Annotated in this window: 24 protein-coding genes; 10 read left to right on the top strand and 14 right to left on the bottom strand. The window is 57.4% G+C overall.

The features are described 5' to 3' along the window. Nucleotides 1-3: 3 nt before the first annotated feature. From HBN68_RS18525 to HBN68_RS18510, 4 genes are all read right to left on the bottom strand, one after another. Nucleotides 4-1059, bottom strand: coding sequence for an acyl-CoA dehydrogenase family protein (locus tag HBN68_RS18525; RefSeq protein ID WP_169965604.1), 1056 nt, complete (start codon nucleotides 1057-1059; stop codon nucleotides 4-6). Between the two features lie 8 nt (nucleotides 1060-1067). After that, nucleotides 1068-2222, bottom strand: a complete 1155-nt coding sequence (locus HBN68_RS18520; protein WP_094993379.1) for an acyl-CoA dehydrogenase family protein — start codon at nucleotides 2220-2222, stop codon at nucleotides 1068-1070. A 10-nt stretch (nucleotides 2223-2232) separates the two neighbouring features. Further along, the gene (locus HBN68_RS18515; protein WP_094993406.1) at nucleotides 2233-2985 is read right to left on the bottom strand and encodes an enoyl-CoA hydratase family protein; all 753 of its coding nucleotides are present in this window, start codon (nucleotides 2983-2985) and stop codon (nucleotides 2233-2235) included. 167 nt (nucleotides 2986-3152) lie between these two features. After that, nucleotides 3153-3695, bottom strand: coding sequence for a PadR family transcriptional regulator (locus HBN68_RS18510; protein ID WP_094993378.1), 543 nt, complete (start codon nucleotides 3693-3695; stop codon nucleotides 3153-3155). A gap of 554 nt (nucleotides 3696-4249) precedes the next feature. On the opposite strand from HBN68_RS18510, the gene HBN68_RS18505 reads away from it, so the two are divergent. The 7 genes from HBN68_RS18505 (at nucleotide 4250) to HBN68_RS18475 (ending at nucleotide 12414) form a co-directional block, all read left to right on the top strand. Then, on the top strand, nucleotides 4250-4747 hold the full coding sequence (locus HBN68_RS18505) for a CS1 type fimbrial major subunit (RefSeq protein WP_169965606.1): 498 nt from the start codon (nucleotides 4250-4252) through the stop codon (nucleotides 4745-4747). Nucleotides 4748-4851: 104 nt separating this feature from the next. Beyond that, a complete protein-coding gene (locus HBN68_RS18500) occupies nucleotides 4852-7377 on the top strand; it encodes a TcfC E-set like domain-containing protein (RefSeq protein ID WP_169965608.1) in 2526 nt (841 codons plus the stop codon). Nucleotides 7378-7517: 140 nt separating this feature from the next. After that, nucleotides 7518-8684, top strand: a complete 1167-nt coding sequence (locus HBN68_RS18495; protein WP_262373570.1) for a hypothetical protein — start codon at nucleotides 7518-7520, stop codon at nucleotides 8682-8684. Between the two features lie 34 nt (nucleotides 8685-8718). Next, nucleotides 8719-9462 carry a molecular chaperone gene (locus HBN68_RS18490; RefSeq protein WP_169965612.1) on the top strand — a complete coding sequence of 248 codons (744 nt, stop codon included), beginning with the start codon at nucleotides 8719-8721 and terminating at the stop codon, nucleotides 9460-9462. After that, nucleotides 9462-9950 carry a fimbrial protein gene (locus HBN68_RS18485; protein ID WP_262373571.1) on the top strand — a complete coding sequence of 163 codons (489 nt, stop codon included), beginning with the start codon at nucleotides 9462-9464 and terminating at the stop codon, nucleotides 9948-9950. The genes HBN68_RS18490 and HBN68_RS18485 overlap by 1 nt, the downstream gene beginning before the upstream one ends. Nucleotides 9951-10060: 110 nt before the next feature. Beyond that, entirely contained in the window at nucleotides 10061-11233 is a 1173-nt protein-coding gene (locus HBN68_RS18480; RefSeq protein WP_169965614.1) for an acyl-CoA dehydrogenase family protein, read from the top strand. Beyond that, nucleotides 11230-12414 (top strand): acyl-CoA dehydrogenase family protein, encoded by a 1185-nt coding sequence (locus HBN68_RS18475; protein WP_169965616.1) that lies wholly within the window; start codon nucleotides 11230-11232, stop codon nucleotides 12412-12414. The genes HBN68_RS18480 and HBN68_RS18475 overlap by 4 nt, the downstream gene beginning before the upstream one ends. Before the next feature lie 9 nt (nucleotides 12415-12423). Here HBN68_RS18475 and HBN68_RS18470 read toward each other — a convergent pair whose 3' ends face one another. From HBN68_RS18470 to HBN68_RS18460, 3 genes are all read right to left on the bottom strand, one after another. Next, nucleotides 12424-12621, bottom strand: a complete 198-nt coding sequence (locus tag HBN68_RS18470) for a hypothetical protein (protein ID WP_094993371.1) — start codon at nucleotides 12619-12621, stop codon at nucleotides 12424-12426. Beyond that, a complete protein-coding gene (locus HBN68_RS18465) occupies nucleotides 12618-13088 on the bottom strand; it encodes a hypothetical protein (RefSeq protein WP_169965618.1) in 471 nt (156 codons plus the stop codon). The genes HBN68_RS18470 and HBN68_RS18465 overlap by 4 nt, the downstream gene beginning before the upstream one ends. A 414-nt stretch (nucleotides 13089-13502) precedes the next feature. Then, complete coding sequence (locus HBN68_RS18460; protein ID WP_141232180.1) at nucleotides 13503-13682, bottom strand: hypothetical protein; 180 nt, start codon at nucleotides 13680-13682, stop codon at nucleotides 13503-13505. 205 nt (nucleotides 13683-13887) lie between these two features. Here HBN68_RS18460 and HBN68_RS18455 point away from each other — a divergent pair, with 205 nt between their 5' ends. From HBN68_RS18455 to HBN68_RS18445, 3 genes are all read left to right on the top strand, one after another. Then, on the top strand, nucleotides 13888-14118 hold the full coding sequence (locus HBN68_RS18455; RefSeq protein ID WP_047274826.1) for a hypothetical protein: 231 nt from the start codon (nucleotides 13888-13890) through the stop codon (nucleotides 14116-14118). Nucleotides 14119-14191: 73 nt separating this feature from the next. After that, complete coding sequence (locus tag HBN68_RS18450) at nucleotides 14192-14590, top strand: hypothetical protein (RefSeq protein ID WP_094993369.1); 399 nt, start codon at nucleotides 14192-14194, stop codon at nucleotides 14588-14590. Nucleotides 14591-14688: 98 nt separating this feature from the next. Beyond that, nucleotides 14689-14931: a DUF2789 domain-containing protein gene (locus HBN68_RS18445; protein WP_094993368.1), complete on the top strand. Its 243-nt coding sequence runs from the start codon at nucleotides 14689-14691 to the stop codon at nucleotides 14929-14931. On the opposite strand, the gene HBN68_RS18440 is transcribed toward HBN68_RS18445, so the two are convergent. The 7 genes from HBN68_RS18440 to HBN68_RS18410 form a co-directional block, all read right to left on the bottom strand. Continuing rightward, nucleotides 14922-15131, bottom strand: coding sequence for a hypothetical protein (locus tag HBN68_RS18440; RefSeq protein WP_094993367.1), 210 nt, complete (start codon nucleotides 15129-15131; stop codon nucleotides 14922-14924). The two genes, HBN68_RS18445 and HBN68_RS18440, sit on opposite strands and share 10 nt — an antisense overlap. A 126-nt stretch (nucleotides 15132-15257) precedes the next feature. Next, nucleotides 15258-16604 carry a DUF2235 domain-containing protein gene (locus HBN68_RS18435; RefSeq protein WP_169965620.1) on the bottom strand — a complete coding sequence of 449 codons (1347 nt, stop codon included), beginning with the start codon at nucleotides 16602-16604 and terminating at the stop codon, nucleotides 15258-15260. 197 nt (nucleotides 16605-16801) lie between these two features. Further along, complete coding sequence (locus HBN68_RS18430) at nucleotides 16802-17206, bottom strand: TraR/DksA family transcriptional regulator (RefSeq protein WP_047274833.1); 405 nt, start codon at nucleotides 17204-17206, stop codon at nucleotides 16802-16804. A gap of 365 nt (nucleotides 17207-17571) precedes the next feature. Beyond that, nucleotides 17572-18594: an ABC transporter permease gene (locus tag HBN68_RS18425; protein WP_047274971.1), complete on the bottom strand. Its 1023-nt coding sequence runs from the start codon at nucleotides 18592-18594 to the stop codon at nucleotides 17572-17574. A 62-nt stretch (nucleotides 18595-18656) separates the two neighbouring features. Further along, a complete protein-coding gene (locus tag HBN68_RS18420; protein WP_094993365.1) occupies nucleotides 18657-20222 on the bottom strand; it encodes a sugar ABC transporter ATP-binding protein in 1566 nt (521 codons plus the stop codon). Between the two features lie 93 nt (nucleotides 20223-20315). Further along, the gene (locus HBN68_RS18415; RefSeq protein WP_094993364.1) at nucleotides 20316-21245 is read right to left on the bottom strand and encodes a sugar ABC transporter substrate-binding protein; all 930 of its coding nucleotides are present in this window, start codon (nucleotides 21243-21245) and stop codon (nucleotides 20316-20318) included. A 131-nt stretch (nucleotides 21246-21376) separates the two neighbouring features. Then, nucleotides 21377-22405, bottom strand: coding sequence for a Gfo/Idh/MocA family oxidoreductase (locus tag HBN68_RS18410; RefSeq protein WP_169965622.1), 1029 nt, complete (start codon nucleotides 22403-22405; stop codon nucleotides 21377-21379). Between the last annotated feature and the right edge of the window lie 80 nt (nucleotides 22406-22485).

Raw genomic sequence — 22485 nt, 5'->3', positions numbered from 1 at the left:
TGTTTAATCCTCGAAGGTATGGCCGGGGCCCAAGGGCGCGCCGCTCAGTACATGGGCTGCCACCCGGGCTTTATGCAAGGCGCGATCGCCCCATGCGCTGTCGAGCGCCCATGCGCGCTTCATGAACATTTGCAGGTCGACTTCCCAGGTGTAGCCCATGGCGCCATGCACCTGAATGCCGTGACGCGCCGCCAGCCAGCTGGCTTCGCAACAGGCCAGACGCGCCTGAGAGACCCACACGGGTGCCGTGCTCTGGCCATGTGCCAGCGCATAAGCCGCGCGATAGAGCACGGGTTTGGCGAACTCCAGTTGCGTGGCCACATCGGCCAGATGATGTTTGACGGCCTGAAAACTGCCGATGGGTTTGCCGAATTGCTTGCGCTGGGCGGTGTAATCCACCGACAGGTCCAGCATGCGCTGGGCCAGCCCCAACAGTTGCCCCGCCACGGACAATGCGCCGCGGCTGAGTGTTTGCGCCCACAAGGTGCGACCCAATTCACCCTCGGCCACTAACGTGGCGGCACTCGGCTGCCAACTGACCTGCCCCAGACGTCGCGAGGCATCAATGCTGGTGTGGTGCTGCACATCGACCTGCGAGCGCGGTACGGCATGCACTTCGTCGTCATGGGCCAACAGCAACAAGTCAGCATGCCCGGCGTCGGCTACCCACGGGTTGACCGGGTGCCCGACGGCAACCCGCAAACTGCCGTCGGCGATACCCGCCAGCCATTCGCCTCGCTTGAACACGCTGTCCGGCAACCCGGCAATCAGCGCGCAGGCCACATAAGCCGTGTCGGCCAGCGAATCGGGAATCGCGTAGTAACCCAATTCCTGGGTCATCAGGGACCACGCCACATCGTCCATGTCCAACCCGCCAAACGCTTGCGGCACCGACAGCGCCGTCAGGCCCTGGTCGGCAATTTTGTTGCGCAGGTCCGGGGAGCGGCCGACGTCGGTCTCCCAGATTTCACGCAGCATTTCCGGCGCGGCTTCCGTCATCAGAAACCGGCTGATGGCTTCGCGGAAGGTGAGTTGGTCGTCGCTAAAGGTAAAGTCCATACCCGCCCTCACTTCGGCAGACCGAGCATGCGCTCGGCAATGATGTTGCGCTGGATCTCATTGGTTCCGGCGTAGATCGGCCCGGCCTGAGCGAACAGGAAGCCTTCAAGCCAGTCATGGCCATCGCTGGCAGGTCCTGTCAGCTCGCCTTGGGCGCCCAGAATGCGCAGGGCCGTTTCGTGCATGCGCAGGTCCAGCTCCGACCAGATGATTTTGTTGGTGCTCGACTCAGCGCCGATCTGTGCACCACGACTCAGCCGTCCAACCGTGTGATAGGCCGACAAGGCATAGGCTTGCGCGTCCATCCAGGCTTTGCACACGGCCTCGCCGAGGCCCGGATCGCGGTCGGCGCTTTCGCGGTTGGCCTGGTACAGCTCCACCAGTTTTCGGGCGGTGTATTGAAAGCGGGCCGGGGAACGCAGCAACAAGCCCCGTTCGAATCCGGCAGTGGCCATCGCCACATGCCAACCCTGCCCTTCCTCGCCGATGCGGTTTTCCAGGGGGATGCGCACATCATCAAAAAACACTTCCGCGAACGCGTCTTTCCCGTTGAGTGCCTTGATCGGGCGCACCGTCACCCCCGGTGCATTGAGCGGCACCATGACAAATGACAGCCCGTGGTGACGGCTCGAAGTCGGGTCGCTGCGAAACAGTCCGAACAGCCAGTCAGCAAAGATGGCGCGGGTGGACCAGGTTTTTTGACCGTTGAGCACATACCCATCGCCATCGCGTGTGGCTTTGCTGGTAATGGCCGCCATGTCGGAACCGGCATTAGGTTCCGACCAGCCTTGCGCCCACATATCGACACTGGCCGCCATGCGAGGCAGAAACCGTTGCTTTTGCGCCTCGGTGCCGAACTCCATCAACGTCGGGCCCAACAGCAACTGGCCGTTCTGGTTGACGCGCATGGGCGCTCCGGCGCCGTAATACTCTTCTTCAAAAATCAGCCACTCGATCAGGTCACAGCCACGTCCACCCAACGCCGTGGGCCACATGACCATCGAAAGCCGGTTTTCAAACAGGGTGGCTTCCCATTGGCGGTGCTGCTCAAAACCTTCGCGGGTGTCATAGCTGGCCAATGGGGCCTTGGGCGCATTCGCGGCGAGCCAGTCGCGCACTTCCTGGCGAAAGGCGTTTTGTTGCGGGGAGTACGTCAGATCCATCGTCAGCACCTCAAAACGTAGCGTCGCGTTTTTCGACAAACGCACGGCGGGTTTCCGCGGAATCCGCACAGGTGTAGGCCTGCAACGTAAACCCCTGCTCCCAGCGGTATTTATCTTCCAGATTGCCGTCTTCGATGCCGTTGAGCGCCTCTTTGGCGATACGGATCATGGCGGGGCTTTTGCTCGCGATGGCGCGTGCGATCTGCAAGGCGGTTTCGCGCAGTTGTTCGCGAGGCACCACGCGCTCGATAAACCCGTACTGCTGCGCCTCGAGCGCGCCGATTTTGTCGCCCGTAAAAAACAGGTAACGCACTTTTTGCACCGGAAACAGACGCTGCAAATGCGCACCGCCGCCCATGGCGCCGCGGTCGACTTCTGGTAAGGCGAATGTGGCACATTCAGATGCCACCACAATGTCAGCGGCGCCGGTAATCCCGATGCCGCCGCCCAAGACAAAACCATGCACCGCGACGATCACCGGCACCGGGTTGCGGTGTACGGCTTTAAACGTGGCGTAATTGCCCGCGTTGACGTCAACGATCAGTTCCGGGTGCGCGTCCAGTTCCTTGATGTCGACACCCGCGCAAAACCCGCGCCCTTGTGCGCGGATCACGATGACTCGCACGTCGGGGTTTTGCCCAAGGGCATCGAGGGTGTTGGCCAGTTCCCGCCACTCGCGACTGTTGAGCGCGTTGACCGGCGGCCGGTCGATCACCAGTTCAGCGATTCCCGCGTCGATACTGGTGTGAAATGCGGTAGAGATTGCGCTGTTCACATGTGCTCCTGAGGTGGCGAAGGCATGGGAGCAGTATGGGAACGCAGACAGTGAGGATCATCGTCCGTTGAGACTAAACATACCCTCTGTACAGCGGCTTTCTGGCCACTGCCGCGCGCTCAGCGCGCGGGCACTTGCGCTGCGGCAGCAAATGATTACTGGCCGTCGACGATGGCTTTCGCCGCGTTGTTGAGCAGGTTATGCACCCTCTGAATCTCCTGAGGGCTCCAGCGACCATGATGGAGTTGCAGGGCATGGCGCACATTGTGAATTGCCTGATGAATCTCGGCTGGCCGGTCCTGGCCGCACAATGACCGGCGGCTGACGTCCATACGCATCCTTACCCCATTGAGCGCCACCGTTTGCTGACTCAATGAAAAGCGCCCGGCATCGGTAATGCGGTAACACTTCTTGCCACCATGAACGCTGACATCAACGAGTTGCCCCGCCTCAAGATGGGCCAGTGTGGGATAAATCACTCCGGGGCTGGGGCTGTAGGCCCCCTCAAACAACCCTTCTATTTGCAGGATCAGGTCATACCCGTGACAGGGCTGTTCAGCAATCATCGCCAGTATCAAAAGTTTTAAATCACCCGGAGCAAATACACGCGGACTTCGAATACCGCGCTCGCGAACCGCGCGCCTTTCAAATCCATCAGGGCTTTTCTCCCCTTGCCGCTCCTTATAATGACCGACCATAACTCCTCTCCCCTTGCGTTAAAAACGCCACATAAAACACACCTTAAAACACAACTCAAGCCACACTTGTAACGCCCATCAAAAAAACAGCTTACTTAACCTCGCCACGATATAACTTCCTTAAAGTTTTAAACTATCACACGGACTTTTCCACGCGATATAACGCAAATCAATCATTAAAAATACGCTCCCCACGCCCCATACAAGCTGAAGGACGCCATCACGAGCAATATCAATCAGAAATCATAAAGCCATCTCATTGATAAATAACAACTTTATTGCGTACAGAATCGAAATATCGTATTCAACCAGAAAGTTCATACAAACATAAAGGGATGCGTACTACGCAACGAAAAGAAAAAAACCACTCAAAGATTTATAGGCAACCTAACTAAGTTAGTTAATACTCTCGCCGCACTTTAAGTTCACCGCCCTTGACTACTTCAAAGTTGAGACTGTTGTTATACCCGCCGCCTACCTTACGGCCAATGGCGTGTGTTTAAACATGCGGTGACTTCGTGCACTTCACTTTTACTCATCACTGGATTTCAAACATGTTGAAGAAAATTGTGGCTGTCTCCCTGTTTGCCCTTACCGTTGGTTCCACCGTTGCCCAGGCTGCTGGTGAAGCCAGCAGCCTGATCAACATCAAGGCAACCATCCCGACTAAAACCTTCTTCGTCCTGCCGCACGACCCTCAGTTCGGTAAAGATGAAACCCTGCACTACAACCCCATCAACGGCACCTTGGGCAGCGTGAGCCAGCCATTCAACGTCAAAAATACCGACGGTTCCATTCACGCTTACATCGAAGGAGGCCCGGCCAACCTGTTCAACGGCAACCCGACCCAGAACATCGCCCTGAAGACAACGTTCAACGGCGTCACCCTGACGGCGTCGCCTCAAGAAGTGGTTGACGATGCGACCTCAACTCCCGGGGCCCGTGCAGACCTCGTCATCACAGCCGAAAAGCCCCAGGACGGCCAGGTCGGTGACTACACGGCGTTGTACACCGTGATCTTCGACAACGTCCCCCGCGTCGTCACGCAGTAACTACCGACTCCCCGTGGCATGACGGCGTTGCTCATGCCCTGCGCCCGGAGTCCATCCGGGCGCTGCGGGGCGCTTAAATTGCCTGCAATCAGAGTAATAAGTGAATGTTACCGATGACTCCCATCGCGGCGGCGCTTGCCTTGATTTTCGGCACGTCTGCGTTTGCTGCTCCTCCGGCAACCGGCACAACCCCACGTAGTCTGCTGGCTCAGGCCAAAGGCTTGCCTGCCGACTTCGAGGAACACTTATTTGATGTTCCGCTGGCCGTTCAAGTCGAACGCGATCAACAACAGGTGGGAGAAGCAATGATCGTCCTGACACGCGATGATCGACTTACCCTGCTCGAATTCACCGAGCATGCAAGCAGCCCACTGTCCCTCGACGAACGTGACTTATGGGCCAGTTACCTTAAACAGGGAGTGCAACTGGGCAACTGCACGGGCGAATGCCCGGAGCGACTGCTGGCCGTGCATTACGACCTTGAAAATTCACGCGTGTCTCTGCTAACCGAACGCGCAGAACGCGAGAGTCGAATCAGCCAGTACTACGAACTGCCTGCCCAGGGAAGCCGGGGGCTGATTATGCGCAACCAGCTCAATCTCAGCGCAGGACAGGATGAACACCTCAGCGGGCGGTTGGCAGTGGAAGCCAGCAGCAGCCTGGGCAATTGGTCCCAAGGCTTCAACTTGCAATTGTCCCGTCAAGGCGACCCTGAAGACAGCACGCTTTATCACGCTGTTTATGAAGCGTTTACGCAACGCGAGCTGGAAGGCAACTTTTTACGCCTGGGTTATTTCACCCCGAGCGCCGAAGGCCTGACTCGCCAGATCCGTACATTCGGCGCCACTCCGGACACCGCCCTGGGCGTGATGTATGGCAGCTCAGACAGCCTGGCTATTTCAATGCCCAAACCCAGCATTTATCCGGTCTACGTCACCGCTAACCGTCAGGCGTCAGTAGAGATCTACCGCAACGGCGTGCTGATTAACACCCAGATGGTCAACGCCGGGTTGCAAAGTCTGGACACCCGCCCACTCCCAGGGGGGATATATGAAGTGCAAGTGCGCCTGATCGAGGACGGACGCGTTACCAGCACCACCCCGGAACTCATCTACAAACCCAACAATTGGCGCAACCCCGACCAGCGCTGGCGGTACAACGTTTTCGCCGGGCGCGAGAGTACGCTGCTGAGTAATTGGGAGGAGCAAGCCAGCGGCGACATGACCGCCGGGGCCGCATTCAATTACCTGTTGCACCCTCGGCTTGTGGTCGGAGGGTCAGGGCGTCAGGTGAAACAAAATCTGCAACTGGGCACCTCCTTCGACTGGTCCATCGCGAACAACGCCAATCTGTACGCGAATGTGTACGAGACACAGAACTATGGCACCGGCATTGACCTGAACGGACTCTACAACTATGGCAACGGCAGCCTGGTGTTCAACCATACCCGCAGCTGGCTGGATACCCGCAGAACGTATGAAACCTTGCCCGACGGTACGCGCATTCGACAGCGCTCAGTGTTTGTTGGCCAAACCAGCAACTCATCCCTCGCACTGAACCACCGCTTTACCCCCAAAAGCAGCCTGAGTGCCCGGGTGTCCCACAGCCAGGGTTACACCGAAGGCATGGGCCTGGATGTGGGCTGGACACAAGTGGCTCATTGGTTTGGCAGCGACGGTAACTGGCGGTTTTCTTTATTTGACCGACCCGCCAGTGTGAGCTCCGGTGCAGCCCGCAATCGAGGATTTGACTTGACCTTCAGCCTGGCCCTCGGCGCTCCGGGCGAGCGCTGGTCTGCCAGCGTTGGCGGCCGCTCCGATCGTGACGGGGGACGCGACAACAATGCATCGGTCACCTACAGCAAGGACGTAAACGGCCACGTGCTGCAAAGTGTTTCGGCAACAGCGTCCGCCGATACCTACGGGGTGGGGTTGGCCGGCCGCGCCAGCTTTCAGACCGACACCCTGGATGCAGACGGATTTGTCCAACGCTCGTCCTACAACGGCAACCTGACAGGTGGACTTAACCTGGACAGCACATTCGCTGCCGGGGGAGGCAAAACGGTCATCACCCGCCAGCATCAGGGTCAGGGCTCCGGCATGATTGTCGACGTGGTAAGCGATGTAGAAGACATCCTGTTGCGCGCGGATGACCTCAGCGGTAGCAGTACAACATTGCGTGCGGGGCGTAACTTCGTACCCCTGACTGCCTATAAAAACAGTTCATTAAGTTTCGACTTCGAAGGCAACCACGCTCCGGCGGCCACGATTGCACCTGCACGCACGCGCTATCACTTGAATAAAGGGGGGGTGGGCTATCAAACAATCAATGTGCTGCAAACCGTCACGGTACTTGGCCGTCTGATTGATCCGTCGGGCCATCCGCTTAAAGGTCATCACATCATTAATCACGCAAGCCGTGGTGTCAGTGAAGTGGATGGGTTCTTTTCCATGGAGTTGAATAAACAGGCCCCCACACTGGAGGTACGCAAGGGTGATCGTGTGCTGTGCATGTTCCGTATCAATACCAATAAACGGTCGTCATTAAATGATGTCGTGGAGATCGGCGACCTGCGCTGCCATCCCGATACGTTGGCGCAGCCTGTCAATAAAGGTGAGGTTACAGGGTGAAACCACAGACACATATAAATCACACAGGCCATACCCCTGGCCTACAGTCGTCCCTGACGCGGCCTATTAAAACCGTGCTCATTCGCTGCTTTATTTCGCTCAGCTGTTTACTGGCACTCATTCCGGCGGCGGCGCTTGAGATGAACATTAGTGCCCAATTCAAACCGGACCCGTCGAACCCTCAGCACAACGTATTTGAGAATTTAACGCCCAACAATGGTGGTTATTGCAAATGGTACCCGGCCGCCTGTGAGGCAAAGGGCATTAAAAGCTTAAAAATTAAAACATTCTTCAGTTCAATTAATCCCATCGCGGCCAATCATACAGACCCCCGACAAGGTGCAATGGTCAGCGCGCCTTCAGAGTGGCGTTCATTAACGGTTACCCATAACCAGACGGGGGAAGTAGAAACCGTCAAGGTCCGAATTAATGGCTTGGGTTCTTCGGTTCGAACTGCTGCTGTCATGTCACTGGTCGAGGGCAGCGCCGGGTCTCCCTGGCAGGCACACAATGTGCTTTGGAATGGCGGCAACTGGGGAAATGCGCCAGCGCCGTGTGCCCGCCTGATGAATGGCAGTTTATATACCGTTGACTCGTTTGATTTCTTTTGGCAGATGCCCAGTCAGGGTGGCAGCTGTGGCAAGTCGCCCAAATACCCTATTCCGTGGATGCGATTTAACTACATTGACTTCTCTTATGAACTGGCCACCCCGAATCCACTGAGTATGTCATCCGGCGACTACACCGGCAGCATTACCTATACCCTGGGGCCCCGTCAGGATTTTGATATGGGCGATAACTTCCTGCCCGACGACCCGATACTGACATTGAATTTTTCACTCAGTGTCAAACACGTCATGAAGATTGAACTTCCTCCCGGTGGCAACCAAATCGTTCTTGAACCCAAAGGAGGCTGGCAACTTTGGCGTGCGGGGCGCAGGCCCGAAACATTATTTCGCGATCAAACCTTCCTGGTGTACGCCAGTTCACGTTTCAAAATGCAATTGGCCTGCGAGCGTGTTATCGGCGATACCTGCGGCCTGAGTAACGGCTCGCAACATGCAGTGCCCGTCCATTTATTTGTGTCACTGCCCAACGGATTACGACACGCCAATGGCGCGTCTGTTAATCGCCAGCCGTTATTGTTGAGCGGTGTAGGCACCGAGATGTTTGAACCCACTCAATACGTGGATCGAAAACCGGGAACATTGCACTTCGAAATAGACAACGCCTACGTCGCCGAGATGTTATTTCAAGAAGGCACCTATAAAGGAAGCGTCACGGTCATTTGGGATTCTGAAGTTTAAAAACTCACGCCACACACTTTTTGAGAACAAGAGCATGATCAGAGCACTCACGGGCCTATTGAGTATTTGGCTCATTTCACTGAACACGTTGGCCGGTCCCAATATTAATGTGGGCATGGTGTATGACTATATGGACGGGGATAAAAGCACGTACTTGAAACGCGTATTCAATGGGGGTGATAGTACCGCCTTTATCCGGGTGTCAATCAAGGAGATCGTTTACAAAGCGGACGGTTCCCGCGAAGAAGTCGAGGTCAAGAGCCACACAGACAGACGTGCACGCAATGGTTTGATGTCCAGCCCTGCGCGTTTGATCGTGCCCCCCAACGGCACACAAGGCGCACGACTTTTGTTCATGGGGCCACGGGATCAGGAGCGCTACTTTCGCGTGCGCTTCATACCTGTTGTACCCGAAAAAGAAGACGAGTTCGCATTGTCTGCCGACCAGGCCAATGACTATAAAAAAACCCTGTCGGCAGGCGTGAATGTATTGGCCGGTTACGGCACCGTGTTTTTTGTCAGGCCTGAAAACACCCACTTTGATACGTACATTGAAAACACAGCGAAACACTACCTGCTGCGCAACCAAGGCAACAGCGTGATTGTGGTCGACGAATTCAAGGACTGCGCTGCGAACGACATGCTGCAATGCAACCCCACCACTAAGACCCACATTCTGCCGGGACGTACGCTGCGCTTCGACAAACAGTCAGGGCGGCATTACCGATTCACGCTGGTGGAAGGCCATGCGCAAAAAAATATCGAGGTCAAACGCTGATGCGCCAGCTCCGCTTACCGGCGGCGCTGCTCACCGCGGCAGCCCTGTCTATGTGCACATCCTTTGCTTATGCAGCCCGGGATGAACACCGGTTTGATATCAGCGTCACTATCCCGACCTTTGATTTCTATGCCATCCCGGCGGACCCCGAGTTTCTTCAGCATGAACAACGCATGCCCTGGAATCTCGCCACAGCGACGCTGGATCCCTTGCGGACACAGTTCGACATGATCAATTCATCAGGCCCCATGACAGCCCGTTTGGGGTATGAACCCGTACTGTCTAATGGCCGTAGTACGTTTGGGCTAAAGGTCACGTTCAATAAGCAAGTCCTGACGTTATCCGACACCCTTGTCGTTTCTGCGGCGGATGCCTACCACGGCATACGCGTGCCGGTGCGCATTGACGCCCTGCCCCCTGGCGCGGGTTTTGAGCCGGGGGACTATTACGGCAGCGTGCAATTGATCTTTGACACAACGCCACCTTGATTGTGCTGGTTTGTCGGGTTCAAACGGACTAGTCCGGGTCAGGGTTTACGCGTGGATCACGCAACTTCATGCTGGCCGCCTCAATGCAATAATTAGGATAAGGAGCCGGTATGCAGCTTGCCCTGACAGATGAGCAGCGGATGATCCAACAGTCTGCGGAGCGCTTTCTGGCGCAGGTCGCCAGCTCCGATGCCGTACGCAGCGCCATGGCCAGTGAACGCGGTCAAGACCCACACACCTGGACGCAGATTGCGCAGGAACTCTATTGGCCAGCCCTGGCGATTCCAGAACTCTACGGTGGATTGGGATTAGGGTTTGCTGAGGTCTGTTTGTTGCAGGAACAACTGGGGCGCTGCCTGCTGCCCTCTGCGTTCTATGCCACTTGCTGCCTCGCGCTCCCCGCCTTGTTGCTGAGCCGTAACGAGGCACTCAAATCTCACTGGCTGCCGTTGATGGCAGCCGGCGAGATCACCGCCAGCCTGAGCTACACCAACACTCAACGCTGGGACGACAGCAGCATCGTGGTGTATGCCACGCCTCATAAAGGCGGCTACCAGCTCAGCGGCGAGTACCTGAATGTCATCGACGGCGCCGATTGCGACTTGTTGATCATTGCGGCCCGCACGCCGGGCAGCGTCGGGGAAGCCGGCATTCGCGTATTCGCCTTGCCTGCCGATACACCGGGGCTCGTCAGAGAAACCTTGCCGACCCTGGATCAGACCCGTCGCCTGGCCCGCATCACCCTTGAAAACGTCGTATTAAGCGATGAGCAGCTACTCAGCGAACCCGGCCAGGGCTGGGCGCTGCTGCGCGACACCTTGCATTTTGCCTGCGTGGGCTTGGCGGCCGAACAAACCGGCGGCGCCCAACAGTCGCTCGACATGACGCTGGCCTACATCGCCGAACGTCAGCAATTCGGGCGAAGCATTGCCAGTTTTCAGGCCATCAAACACCGCTGCGCCGACCTGATGCTGGCCGTTGAATGCGCACGCTCGGCCAGTTACTACGCCGCGTGCATCGCTGATGCGTGCCTGAACATCGATGCAGACCCTCACGTGCGCGAGCAACTGGCTGAGGCCGCCGCCACGGCCAAAATTCACGCCAGCGAAGGTTTCTTCCAATGCGCGGGCGAGTCGATTCAATTGCATGGGGGGGTGGGATTCACATGGGAATACGACCCGCATTTGTACTTCAAGCGCGCGCGGGCCAGTGAACAATTGTGGGGATCACCCGCCTTCCATCGCGAGCAATTGGCCAGACAGATCTTCGGGGAGCAGGCATGAATATTGGCTTCAGCGCGAAAGACGAACAGTTTCGTCAACACGTGGCGCAGTGGATGCAACAGCACCTGAGCGGTGAATTCAGCATTCTGCGTTTTCGCGGCGGACCGGGCGATGAGGATTTTGCCCCGCAGTTGCGCAAACGCTGGGAGCAAGAGCTGGCCAAAGGCAGCTGGATTGGCGCCGGGTGGGCTACTGAACACGGCGGCCAGGGTTTGAGCATCAATCAGCAAGTGATCTTTTACGAAGAATATGCACGCGCTGGCGGCCCTGGGCGCATGGGGCATATCGGCGAAGGCCTGGTAGGGCCGACGCTGGCGGCCTTCGGCACAGCGGAGCAACAGCAGCGATTTTTACCACCGATTTTGGCCGGTCAACAGTTTTGGTGTCAGGGATACTCCGAGCCCGGCGCGGGCTCCGATCTGGCCAACATCAAGACCCGCGCCAGCTTCGACGCGCAGCGCAATGAATGGTTGATCAACGGGCAAAAAGTCTGGACATCGCTGGCCCATGAAGCCGACTGGTGTTTTGTGCTGGCGCGCACCGAGCCCGCCAGCCAGGGCCATCACGGTCTGTCGTTTTTGTTGGTGCCCATGGCCCAGCCAGGCATCACGGTGCAACCCATCAAACAATTGACCGGCACCAGTGAATTCAACGAAGTGTTTTTTGATCAGGCGCGCACGGGGGCAGACAACCTGATCGGTCAGCCCGGCGAAGGCTGGAAAATCGCCATGGCGCTATTGGGGTTCGAGCGCGGCGTCTCAACGCTGGGCCAGCAGATGCAGTTTCAAAATGAGTTGGACGAGGTGGTGCGCATTGCCAAGGCCAATGGTGCGGCGCAAGATCCGGTTCTGCGCCAGCGCATTGCGCAAGCCTGGAGCGGTTTGCGCGTGTTGCGCTACAACTCGTTGCGCATGTTGTCCGGCCCGCAGGACGGGAGCCTGCGCCCCGAAGCGACCATCTACAAATTGGCGTGGTCCACCTGGCACCTTGAACTGGGCAAGCTGGCCATGGACGTACTGGGGCCACAAGCCGAGCTGCTGGCTGGCGCGCCCTATGCGCTGACACGCCTGCAGTCGCTGTTTTTATTCACCCGCGCCGACACCATCTACGGCGGCAGCAACGAAATTCAGCGCAATATCATTGCCGAACGCGCCCTCGGGATGCCCAGGGAGCGACGCTGAACCTGCCAGTCAGGGTGCGTCCTGCAGCCGTGCCAGCTCGCGACGCACCATGCTTGCGTATTCTGCCGGGCGCAGCGTGTACAACTGCCCGGCGACCCACGTAAGCCAACCATTGCCCATCTCGGGCTGCCGGGCTAACAGTTCAACAGCCTTGGCCGTTGCCTGTTCTTGATGCTGGCGATGAAATTCGCCGCGTGGCACTGTCACTCTTTGCTGGCCTTGAAGGTCAACTCACCTTTGCGCCACTTCGCCGCTTTGGCTGTGACCGCCTTCAGGGTTTTGCTCAGGCCCGTGGCCAGTTGTTCATTGGCGGCGAACACCAACATCACCCGCTGACCTTCCTTGAACACGATGCCTTCGCCTTGCGGCGAGCTGACATAGGCATAGTCGCCAATGCCATAAATGGTCATTTTGATCTCGCGGAACTTGATCTCGAACTTCCCGCCTTCACGGCTGGCAAGTACCGCCGCAGTGAAGTGATCGCCTACCTTCAACTTCAAGCCCGGTTTGTCATCGACGACCAATGCGGCTTCGGTATCGATTTCGGCCATGTAAGTATCTTCAGCCGTCTGCTCGGTGACATACACGAAACGGGATTGAAACAGTTTGACCAGACGCGCTCGCAGGTCACCCAACACAAACAACGCATGCATCTCCAGATTGCTGACTGCCAACGAAAAACCCTCGAAATATGAAGTTGTACTGCCAAAAAAGACAGGCAGCGAATAGCAAGCCTTAACTTGCCGATTTTGAAATCTGCGTTCAGCAAAACCTCCTGGACCACGGGTTCAGAAGTGACTGCAAGCCATCAGAGTGAAGGATTCCCGCCCCGACGCCACGCGCAATATGTACGGGCGTTTGTAGTACGTAGCCGCAGATTTAAACGACGAAACGGACTAGCGCAGTTAGGGGAGAAACCTGCTTTTAAAGACGTAATGTCTGACGCAGCGTTTTAAAAAAAAACCTTACAAATAGACGAACGCCGAAGGCCGACGTTTCAGTGCGTCCCAGCCTCGATACGAAAAACCTGTTGCTATGACAATTTAAACAAAGGAAGTCGTTCCATGGACAGATCAGATTTTCGTGCCTCACCCGTCAATGACGCTCATCGCACAGGCGACCCCGTTGACGGTGGGCCATTCTACCGGCTCCACACCGATTTTGGGTATACACAATCCCACCACTATCAAGTGATACCGATCAGTCACGGCTTTTTTCATGTGCGAGAAGCCCATACCGGCCAGATCAGGGGCTTTCGTTGCTCTCACCACGAAGCCTGCGCACTGGCAAGCCAGCTTGAAAGAACACAGCCCGATTTACCGGGTTCAGCCCCTCTTTGAAAACATCGCTTTCGTCAGTTCAATGACTTAACTGCGCCACTGCCTGTCAACAACTGCCATACTCGCGCAACAATCGACCCGGCCCATGCCGCCGGGTCGACCTGGCTCCATTACCTCCAAGGGAAAGTGACACGTGACGGAATTTGATATTGGCGAATTTTTTATCCGCGGTGAAGCCAGAGAAGTTGATGGCGAGTTTCAGGCAGTGATTGTGATGCGTGCCAAACCCCCTCTCAAGACCATCACCTACCACCAGGTCGAGAAAGACCGCTGGTTCAAAACTGCCGATGTTGCTGAAGTCGCAGGCAAAGAAGCTGCAAAAGCCCTGAAGGAAGCCGTGGATGCGGGCGCCTTGAACGCCTGAGCCCCGCCCTTTCGCTCAAGAAGCGCAGCAGCAGGCCGATAGCCTGGGTGAGTAGTGTTTAAGGGCATCACTGATGATTAACTTGAATTCAGCCCCTCGCCTTGCTGACTATCGTGCGGTTCTGACGGAAGACTCCGTGGCACCTGCCGCAGCGCCCAGTCTGGTGCAGCACATGCTGCGTGCTGATACACAACGCCCGGATTCGTCGGGCGACAGCCCGATAGAAGCCTTGCAAAAGCGCATCAAACTGCTGAAGAAACGCCTTGAACAGCTTCAGCAGCAACTGCGCCAGGCCAATGCGCGGATGGCCGCTGTCAAAGCCGGGCGCTATCGCAATGATGAGGCACGCATGGCCGCCATCATGAAGGCGAAAAGCCAGGTAGTCTCGCTCAACAGTGCGGCCTCTGTTGCACTCAGCTCACTCTTCGAAGCCGAAAAAGCATTGATCGGCAGCGTTAATCTCGCCATTTGAAGCCATGGTCTACAGTGCTACACGCACATCGGGTCGAACTCTCAGGGTTCAACGGCCTCAGATACCGTGTACTCACTTAGTTGCCTCAGGAGATGAACATGGACGAGACACCCATCACGCTGGAAAACCTGTTCAACCAGCTCGGCCTGGATGCAGATAGAGCTTCCATCGAGCAATTCGTTGCAGACCATTTTTTGGCTGAAGACGTGAAGCTGGTCGAGGCGCCCTTCTGGTCAACGGCGCAAGCGAGTTTTCTGAAAGAGAAGCTGGATGAAGACGGTCCGTGGGCGCTAGCGGTCGACGAACTGAATGTACGCCTGCACGAATCGGTTCACGCCTGAAGGCGTATTCCCACAGGGTTGGCGCTTAACTGCGCCAACCAGGCTGACTGACACTCTTCGGCTTCAGCGCGCGTTGAAAACGCGGTCCCGCGTTGCTCTCCATTAACCAACACCACCCAGCAGGCTTTCTGTCCGGCGTCGCGCATGCCCTTGGGCACCCCGCTCCCAATCATTACGGCGATATCGACTTGATTACGCATGATGGCCACTCCACCTGATTAGTTAGTCTCCTAACGATGTCGGCCATCTTAGTGACTAAATGCCGCAGGAAAAAGCTATGCCACGCATAGCTGAATTGCATGAGCGGTAACAATACCGTCACACGCTCAGGCTAAAAGTGGATCGTGTTGATCGTAAACCAGACGCCCGCCGTCTTGAGGCAGGTTGAAAAATGCTTGATCGACTGCGCCAATCCCGTCACCAATTGCTGCATTCCAGTTCGCAGACTGGTGAATGTAGCGCTGGCGAAGCAACCGCTCGTCTTCATGGCTCAACGCTATGCGCCCGGTCATTACGTGCATCAGAAGCTTGTCTGCAATGGGCAGCAACGCTTCAGGCAATCGCGTATCGGCCGTGTCTGACAGTGCCTTGAAAGGCACCCCTTGCTCACGGGCCAACGTGTGCATGACCCGTAAATACACCCGTGACAGATGCCCATACACACGCCGTCGCATATAAATCGCTGCCTGCACGCGCTGGAGCGGATCTTTGCGGGTGCCTAGCTGATGCGAGGCTGTGCGAATTTCCAACAGGGCCTGAGGGTCCGTATCGTCCAGTAAATCCCGCGCCTGCCACAACGGCAACTCAGCTGCAGTGGCCTTCCAGGCCTGGGTGAGCATTGGCGAAGTGCCCGGGCTCACCAGGTTGGTTTTCCACCGCGTGAGTAAGACGTCTTCCAGCATCTCCAGGGGATAGCCTCCACCGACGTCCGCATGTACGCCCGGAACGGCGACGTCCATCGGCCACTGCGGGGCAATTCGACTGAGAGCAAAATTGCGCCGCACCTCATCCCGCGCACTGAGCTGCACCACGTGGCGAGCACTGTCCGGGCCCAGATACAGATTGAGCCCGGGGTTCACGTCATCACTGATGTTGCCCACGTCTACCAGACCGCCCATGGCCGCCACTGTGTCAAATAGCCCGATGAAATTAATCTCGCAGGTGAATCCCGGGGCCAGTTCGAACAGCGTATCGAATCGGGTGGCATTCACCTCATTGGCAAAATGCCGCGCTGCCGCCGCCCCCCGGCTGAAGCCGAACAGATCCAGCTGCACACGCTGCAAGGCACGAGGCGGCAATACCTCAACAGCCTCCATCAGGCACTGCAACAGCCGTGCGTGCGCCTCTTTCGCCTTGCCCACTACACCGGTACTGCCGCGGCCGTAGGTCTGCGCCGGAAAGCGTGTATCCGCCTTGCCGGTGGTGGTCCCGATACCGCTGATATAGAGCGACGTCATCCTGATGCCATCAGCCTCAAAGGCCGACTGCACGGGGTAGTGCCGGTGAAGAAGGGCAATATTGGTGGGGACGCTGGCATAGCTGCTAGTGGGGTCTACCGTCAGGCCTTGTGCCCGACGCGCCTGCCCCAACTCGCTGTTGTACTGGTTATTGGCCGTTCCATCAAAAAAGACACCGACCCGCAACACCCTTCCTGTGTTGCTGGAATGACTCATCACACCTGTGCCCCTCTAGTAAGTGGTCCTCGTGCACACTGCGCGAGCCAATATAAGGGTGCAAAAATGCGCCAGCCAGCTCAATGTTGGACGGATGTGTACGCAGGTGTCACAAGAAAATGCCGAGTGCCAGCCAGGACGGCTGCTTGGCCAATCGCGCTACCGGGGCCGCTTGGCGCGGCCCGGCGAGGGCAGGCTCAGGCCTGACGCTGATGCTTGTCGATTTGCTCGTGACGCTCTTGAGCTTCGATGCAGTACTTGGTGGTCGGGCTGATCAACAGGCGTTTGAGGCCAATGGCGTCACCGCTGTCGTCACACCAGCCAAAGCTGTCGTCCTTGATGCGCTCCAGCGCTTGTTCCAGCTGAGGCAGCATGCGCTGGTCACGGTCAATCGCGTTGACCAGCCAGGTACGCTCTTCTTCAACCGAAGCGGCGTCTGCAGGGTCGGCCGGGGTGTCCAGGCTCTCGATCGCGATGCGATTCTGCTCAATCCGCTCGTGGGTTTCGACCTTCATGTTTTGCAACAGCTCAGTGAAAAAAGCATGTTGCTCGGCATTCATGTAGTCATCCGCCGGCATGGCCAGCAACTTATCCTTTGTCATTGATTTCTCTATAAAAAATACGTGCATTAAGGCGAATTAGGGAGCGTCCTGACCGATCTTCATCCCAACCAGTTAGGTGCTATCTATTTCAAGCGCCACCCGGCACTCAATTTACGAGGGGCGGCAGTCTACGGCCGAGTTATCGACTCAGCAACTGAAATGACAGCAATTTGTCCAGCAAAACCTGGAAAAAGACGAAAAACATGTCACGCAGAGGCTAATGGAGTGCATTGACGGCAAGAAATTCAATGCACTCACTGAAATCGCCCCCTTTTAGAGCACAAAAACCTGACCCTCGCGTGCGTTATCGCCAACGAGGGTCAGGTTTAAGAGACGGCGATTGCCGGGGACGCTACACAGCCCTGTCAGCGCTTAAGTTTGCGCTTGTTGCGGTACTGGTCGATCACCACCGCCACGACGATGATTAAGCCCTTGATGATGTCCTGAATATAGGCATCGACCCCCACAAAGGTGAAGCCGCTGGCCATGACGCCCAAGATCAGCGCGCCAATCACGGTGCCGGTAATTCGCCCTACCCCGCCTGCCAGACTGGTGCCGCCAATCACGGCCGCCGCAATGGCGTCCAGCTCATAGGACATGCCCATGCCCGCCTGGCCCGTGGCCGCGCGTGCCGAGGCGACCACGCCCGCCAACCCCGCCAGCAACCCGGCAATGCTGTAGACGATGATCAAGTGACGCTTGACGTTGATACCCGAGGTGCGCGCCGCCTGCATGTTGCCGCCGATGGCATAGGTGTATTTGCCGTATTTGGTGTAACGCAGGGCAATGTGGAAGATCAGCGCCACCACCAGAAAGATGATCACCGGCATCGCTCCATGGCCGATGGCCGTGTAGGAATCAGACAGCATGCTGACCGGTTGGCCTTCGGTGTAATAGCGCGCCAGACCGCGGGCGGACACCATCATGCCCAAGGTTGCGATAAAGGGCGGTATGCCGGTAATGGCGATGATGCTGCCGTTAATGGCACCGGCCAGCAGCCCGACCCCGAGCCCGGCGACCACCGGGATCCACACAGGCAAGTCGGTCAGCGAAGGAAACACGGCCCGGCTGAAGTCCGAGGTTTGCGCCAGACTTGCGGCCACCATGGCCGACAAGGCCAGCACCGACCCCGAAGACAGGTCAATCCCGGTCGTGATGATGACTTGGGTCACGCCAATCGCCAGCAAACCAATCACTGACACTTGCAGGATCATCAGCACCAGGCGCTGGGAGTTCATCAAAAAGCTCTGGTCACGCACGATCCAGCCGAACAATTCGAATACCAGACCGATGCCGATCAGCACCAGGAAGATGCTCAGTTCAGTCGGAAAGCGGCGACGGGATTTACTGGGTGCCATGGCAGGTTTGTTATCAGTTATTGCGTTCATGGACATGTGCCCTCTCACTCTGCGGTACGACCGGCCCAGACGCGGCCGGCGTGCTGAAACGGTTAATGAATCGCCGTGATGCCGGAGGCCAGTTGCATGACACGCTCTTGAGTGGCGTCGGCCCGATCCAGCGTGCCCATTTGCTCACCTTCATGCATGACCATGACCCGGTCACTCATGCCCAGCACTTCAGGCAGCTCCGAAGAAATCATGATCACAGCCATGCCTTCACTGGCGAGCAATGAAATCAGCCGGTAAATCTCGACCTTGGCGCCTACGTCAATGCCACGGGTCGGTTCATCCAGAATCAACAGCCGCGGGTTGGTCATCAACCAGCGCGCCAGCAAGGCTTTTTGCTGGTTGCCTCCGGACAGGGTGTCAATGCACTGCTCAAGCGACGGGGTTTTGACCCGCAGCTTCTTGCACATGTCCTCGCACAACGCGCGCAGAGCTTTTTGCTGGATGAAACCGTTGCCGGCGTAATGCGGCAGGATCGCCATTTCCATGTTTTCCAACACGGAAAGGCAAGGAAACAGGCCCGTCAACTTACGGTCTTCGGTCAACAGCGCGAAGCCCTTTTCAATCGCCAGGTTGGGGCTGGTGATGCGCAGTGCCTGACCGTCAAGCTGAACCTCACCGCCATCACTCGGGGTGATACCAAACAGGGTTTCGGCGATGTTGGTGCGGCCCGAGCCCATCAGCCCGGCGATCCCCAGGATCTCCCCGGCATGCAGATCGAACGACACACCGTCAAACACCCCGTCCAGACGCAAGTCACGCACTGACAACAGCAACTCCCCCAGCGGGTTTTCCCGCACCGGGAACAATTGCGTCAGCTCGCGGCCTACCATCATTGAAATCAGGCTGTCGCTGTCCATACTGTCGGCACGTTGCAGGCCGATGTAGGCGCCGTCACGGAACACCGCCACTTCATCGGCGATGGCGAACACTTCGTTCATTTTGTGGGTGATGTAAATGATGCCTTTGCCCTGCGCCTTGAGGTCGGCAATGATCGAAAACAGGTGGTCGACTTCTTTATCGGTAATGGCCGAGGTCGGTTCATCCATGATCAGAATGTCCGAGTCATAGGACACCGCCTTGGCGATTTCAACCATCTGGCGCTCGGCAATGCTCAGGTGGCCGACCAGCTCCTGCGGATCAAGGTTAATGCGCAAGCGCTCCAGCAGTTGCGCAGTGCAACGGTACATTTGGCGGTGATCGATCATGCGCAGACTGTTCAGCTGTTCGCGGCCGATCCAGATGTTTTCAGCGATGCTCATGTGCGGCATCAGGTTGAGCTCCTGATGAATCATGGCAATCCCGGCCTGCAAGGCCGCCAGCGGCCCATTGAAGGAGACGGGTTGGCCACGCAAGCGCAACTCCCCTGCGTCGGGCTGGTAGATACCGGCGATGATTTTCATCAGGGTGGACTTGCCGGCGCCGTTCTCGCCCATCAGCGCCAACACTGAGCCGGGGCGCACGCGCAGCTGCACGTCATCCAGGGCAATCACACCAGGGAAGCCCTTGCTGACACTCACCACTTCCAACAGGTAGGGCGCATCCTGCGCGGTGGCGTCAGGGGCAGACGCCACGGGCGGGGTCCTTGAAACAGTCGCTGACGCGAGCATAGCCAGTACTCCTCAGGCGCCCCGGTCTGTGCCGGGACAGCGGGCGAGGCCTGAGCCTCACCGCTTATTGTTGTTGTGGGGTTGAGTTGACGACTACTTTTTATACTGGTTGACGTTGTCTAGGGTGATCCGTTGGAACGGCACCCAGACCGCTTGCTCGTAGGGCTCCTTTTTGATCATTTTCAGCGCCGTCTCGACTGAGCCGTTGGCCTGCCCGGTGGCGTCCTGGAATACCGAGAGGGTTAAATTGCCCTTCTCGACCGCCCGCACACCGTCTTCAGTACCGTCGACGCCCGCAATCAAGACCTTGCCTTGCGCAACGCCTGCCTGCTTGAGCGCCATCGCGGCACCGATGGCCATTTCGTCATTGTTGGAGACTACGGCATCGAACGCCTGGCCCTGGGTGATCCAGTCATTGGTCAGGGTCATGGCTTTGTCCCGTAACCAGGCGCCGGTCTGCTCCTGAGCGATTTTGATATCGGGGTACTTGGTCAGTACCTCTTTCACACCCTTGGTGCGGTTAGTGGTGGAGTTGTTGGCCAGATCGCCGAGCAGAATCACAATATTGCCCTTGCCGCCCATCTTCTCGGCCAGGTACTGCATCTGCATGCGCCCGGCTTCAAGGTCATCGGAAGCCACTGTGGCTACGCCCTGCGGCAGGTCGGGGTTGTCGGGACGGCGGTTGACGTACACCAGCGGGATCCCTGCCGCGACGGCGGCGTTGGTAATACGGTTGGTAGTCGCCGTGTCCACCGGGTTGACGATGATCGCGTCGACCTTTTGGCTGATAAAGTTTTCGACCTGACTCAGTTGCTTGACCACGTCTGCACGGGCGTCTTCAAACTGCAACTTGACCCCTTCAGGATAGGTTTTGGCTTTGTCGTTCATCGACTCGCGCAGGTACGTCAGGTAAGTGTCATCGAACTGCGACATGCTCACGCCAATGTTGACATCGGCCAGGGCCGCGCCGCTGGCGAAGAGGATCGAGAGGGCAAGGGATGCGATACGTAAGCTGGGTTTCATTTGGGGCAGTCTCCACATTCTTGTTGATTTTATAGATGCGGTACTTGGTGGCGCTAAGCTGAAATTGACTCTATTGGAAAATAATTTCTACATCAACTGATTTTAGAATTTATAGCGTTCTATTTTCTATTTTAACCCTCAGCCAACGTCACAACTTCGCCCAGCTGCGCACTGCGTCGCGCAGCATCCAGCACCTGCAACGCTTGCACGGCTTCCAGCGGTAACACCGGTACAGGCCCTTGCCCTTGTACGGCCGCGATCATTTGCCGATAGAACTGATCCCAGCCCCCATGCTCGGACGGCACCCTTTCCCGCTCCTCGCCCTGTTCAAACCACCCCCAGCGTCGATGTTCTTCAGCCCCCCAGTGATCCCCTTCGCTTTTGGGGGTGCGACCTGCGAGCAACGCCGCTTCTTGCCCGTCCAGTCCTTCAACGCTGTAACAACCCGAAGTACCGCTCACCCGAAAACGCGGGCGCGGGCTGTTTTGCAGGACGCTGGCGCCGAGGTGGGAAACCACGCCATTGCGATGGGTCAATGCCATAAAGAAGCTGTGGTCAACGTCCGGGGCTTGAGGGCTGCTCGCCATCTCGGCGTACACCGACCTCACCGGGCCAAACAGTTGCAGCGCTTGATCCACGAGGTGACTGCCCAAATCGCGCAGCACACCGCCGCCGCTGGTAGTGCCTGCCGACGCAGGCGCATACCGCTCGATGAATGACTCCAGGCGCGTGACCGTCCCCAATGCCCCGGCATCAATCAGCTTGCGCACGGTCAGAAAGTCCGAATCCCAGCGCCGGTTTTGATACACACTCAGCAACACGTTTTGACGCTCTGCAGCGTCCATCAGCTGTTGCCCTTGCACAGTGTCGGCAGCGAATGGTTTGTCACTCACGACCGCAATGCCCAGCTCGATGGCTTGCATCACCACCTCGGCTCGCCCGTGCAGCGACGTGCTGATCACCAACAGGTCAACCCCGGCCTCTGCCAGTTGCGCCAGGCTGTCAAAGGGCCTGACTGCGGGGTAATCGTTGGCCAGTAATTGACGGCGCTCTGCTGAGCGCGTGACCACACCCGCGAAGGTCACGCCGGGCAGACTGGCGATCAACGGCGCATGAAAAAAGCGGCCACCCTGGCCAAATCCGACCAGTCCAATGCGCATGGCAATACTCCTTGATAGATCTGTGATCGGATTTGAGCAGCGCAAGGATGAGGGAAAGCTAGCAGCCTCACGCTACTCGG

The organism is Pseudomonas sp. WS 5078 (genome assembly GCF_012985745.1).
Lineage (GTDB): Bacteria > Pseudomonadota > Gammaproteobacteria > Pseudomonadales > Pseudomonadaceae > Aquipseudomonas > Aquipseudomonas lundensis_A.
The sequence above is the reverse complement of the archived record's forward strand: the minus strand, read 5'-3'. Positions and strand labels throughout refer to the sequence as shown.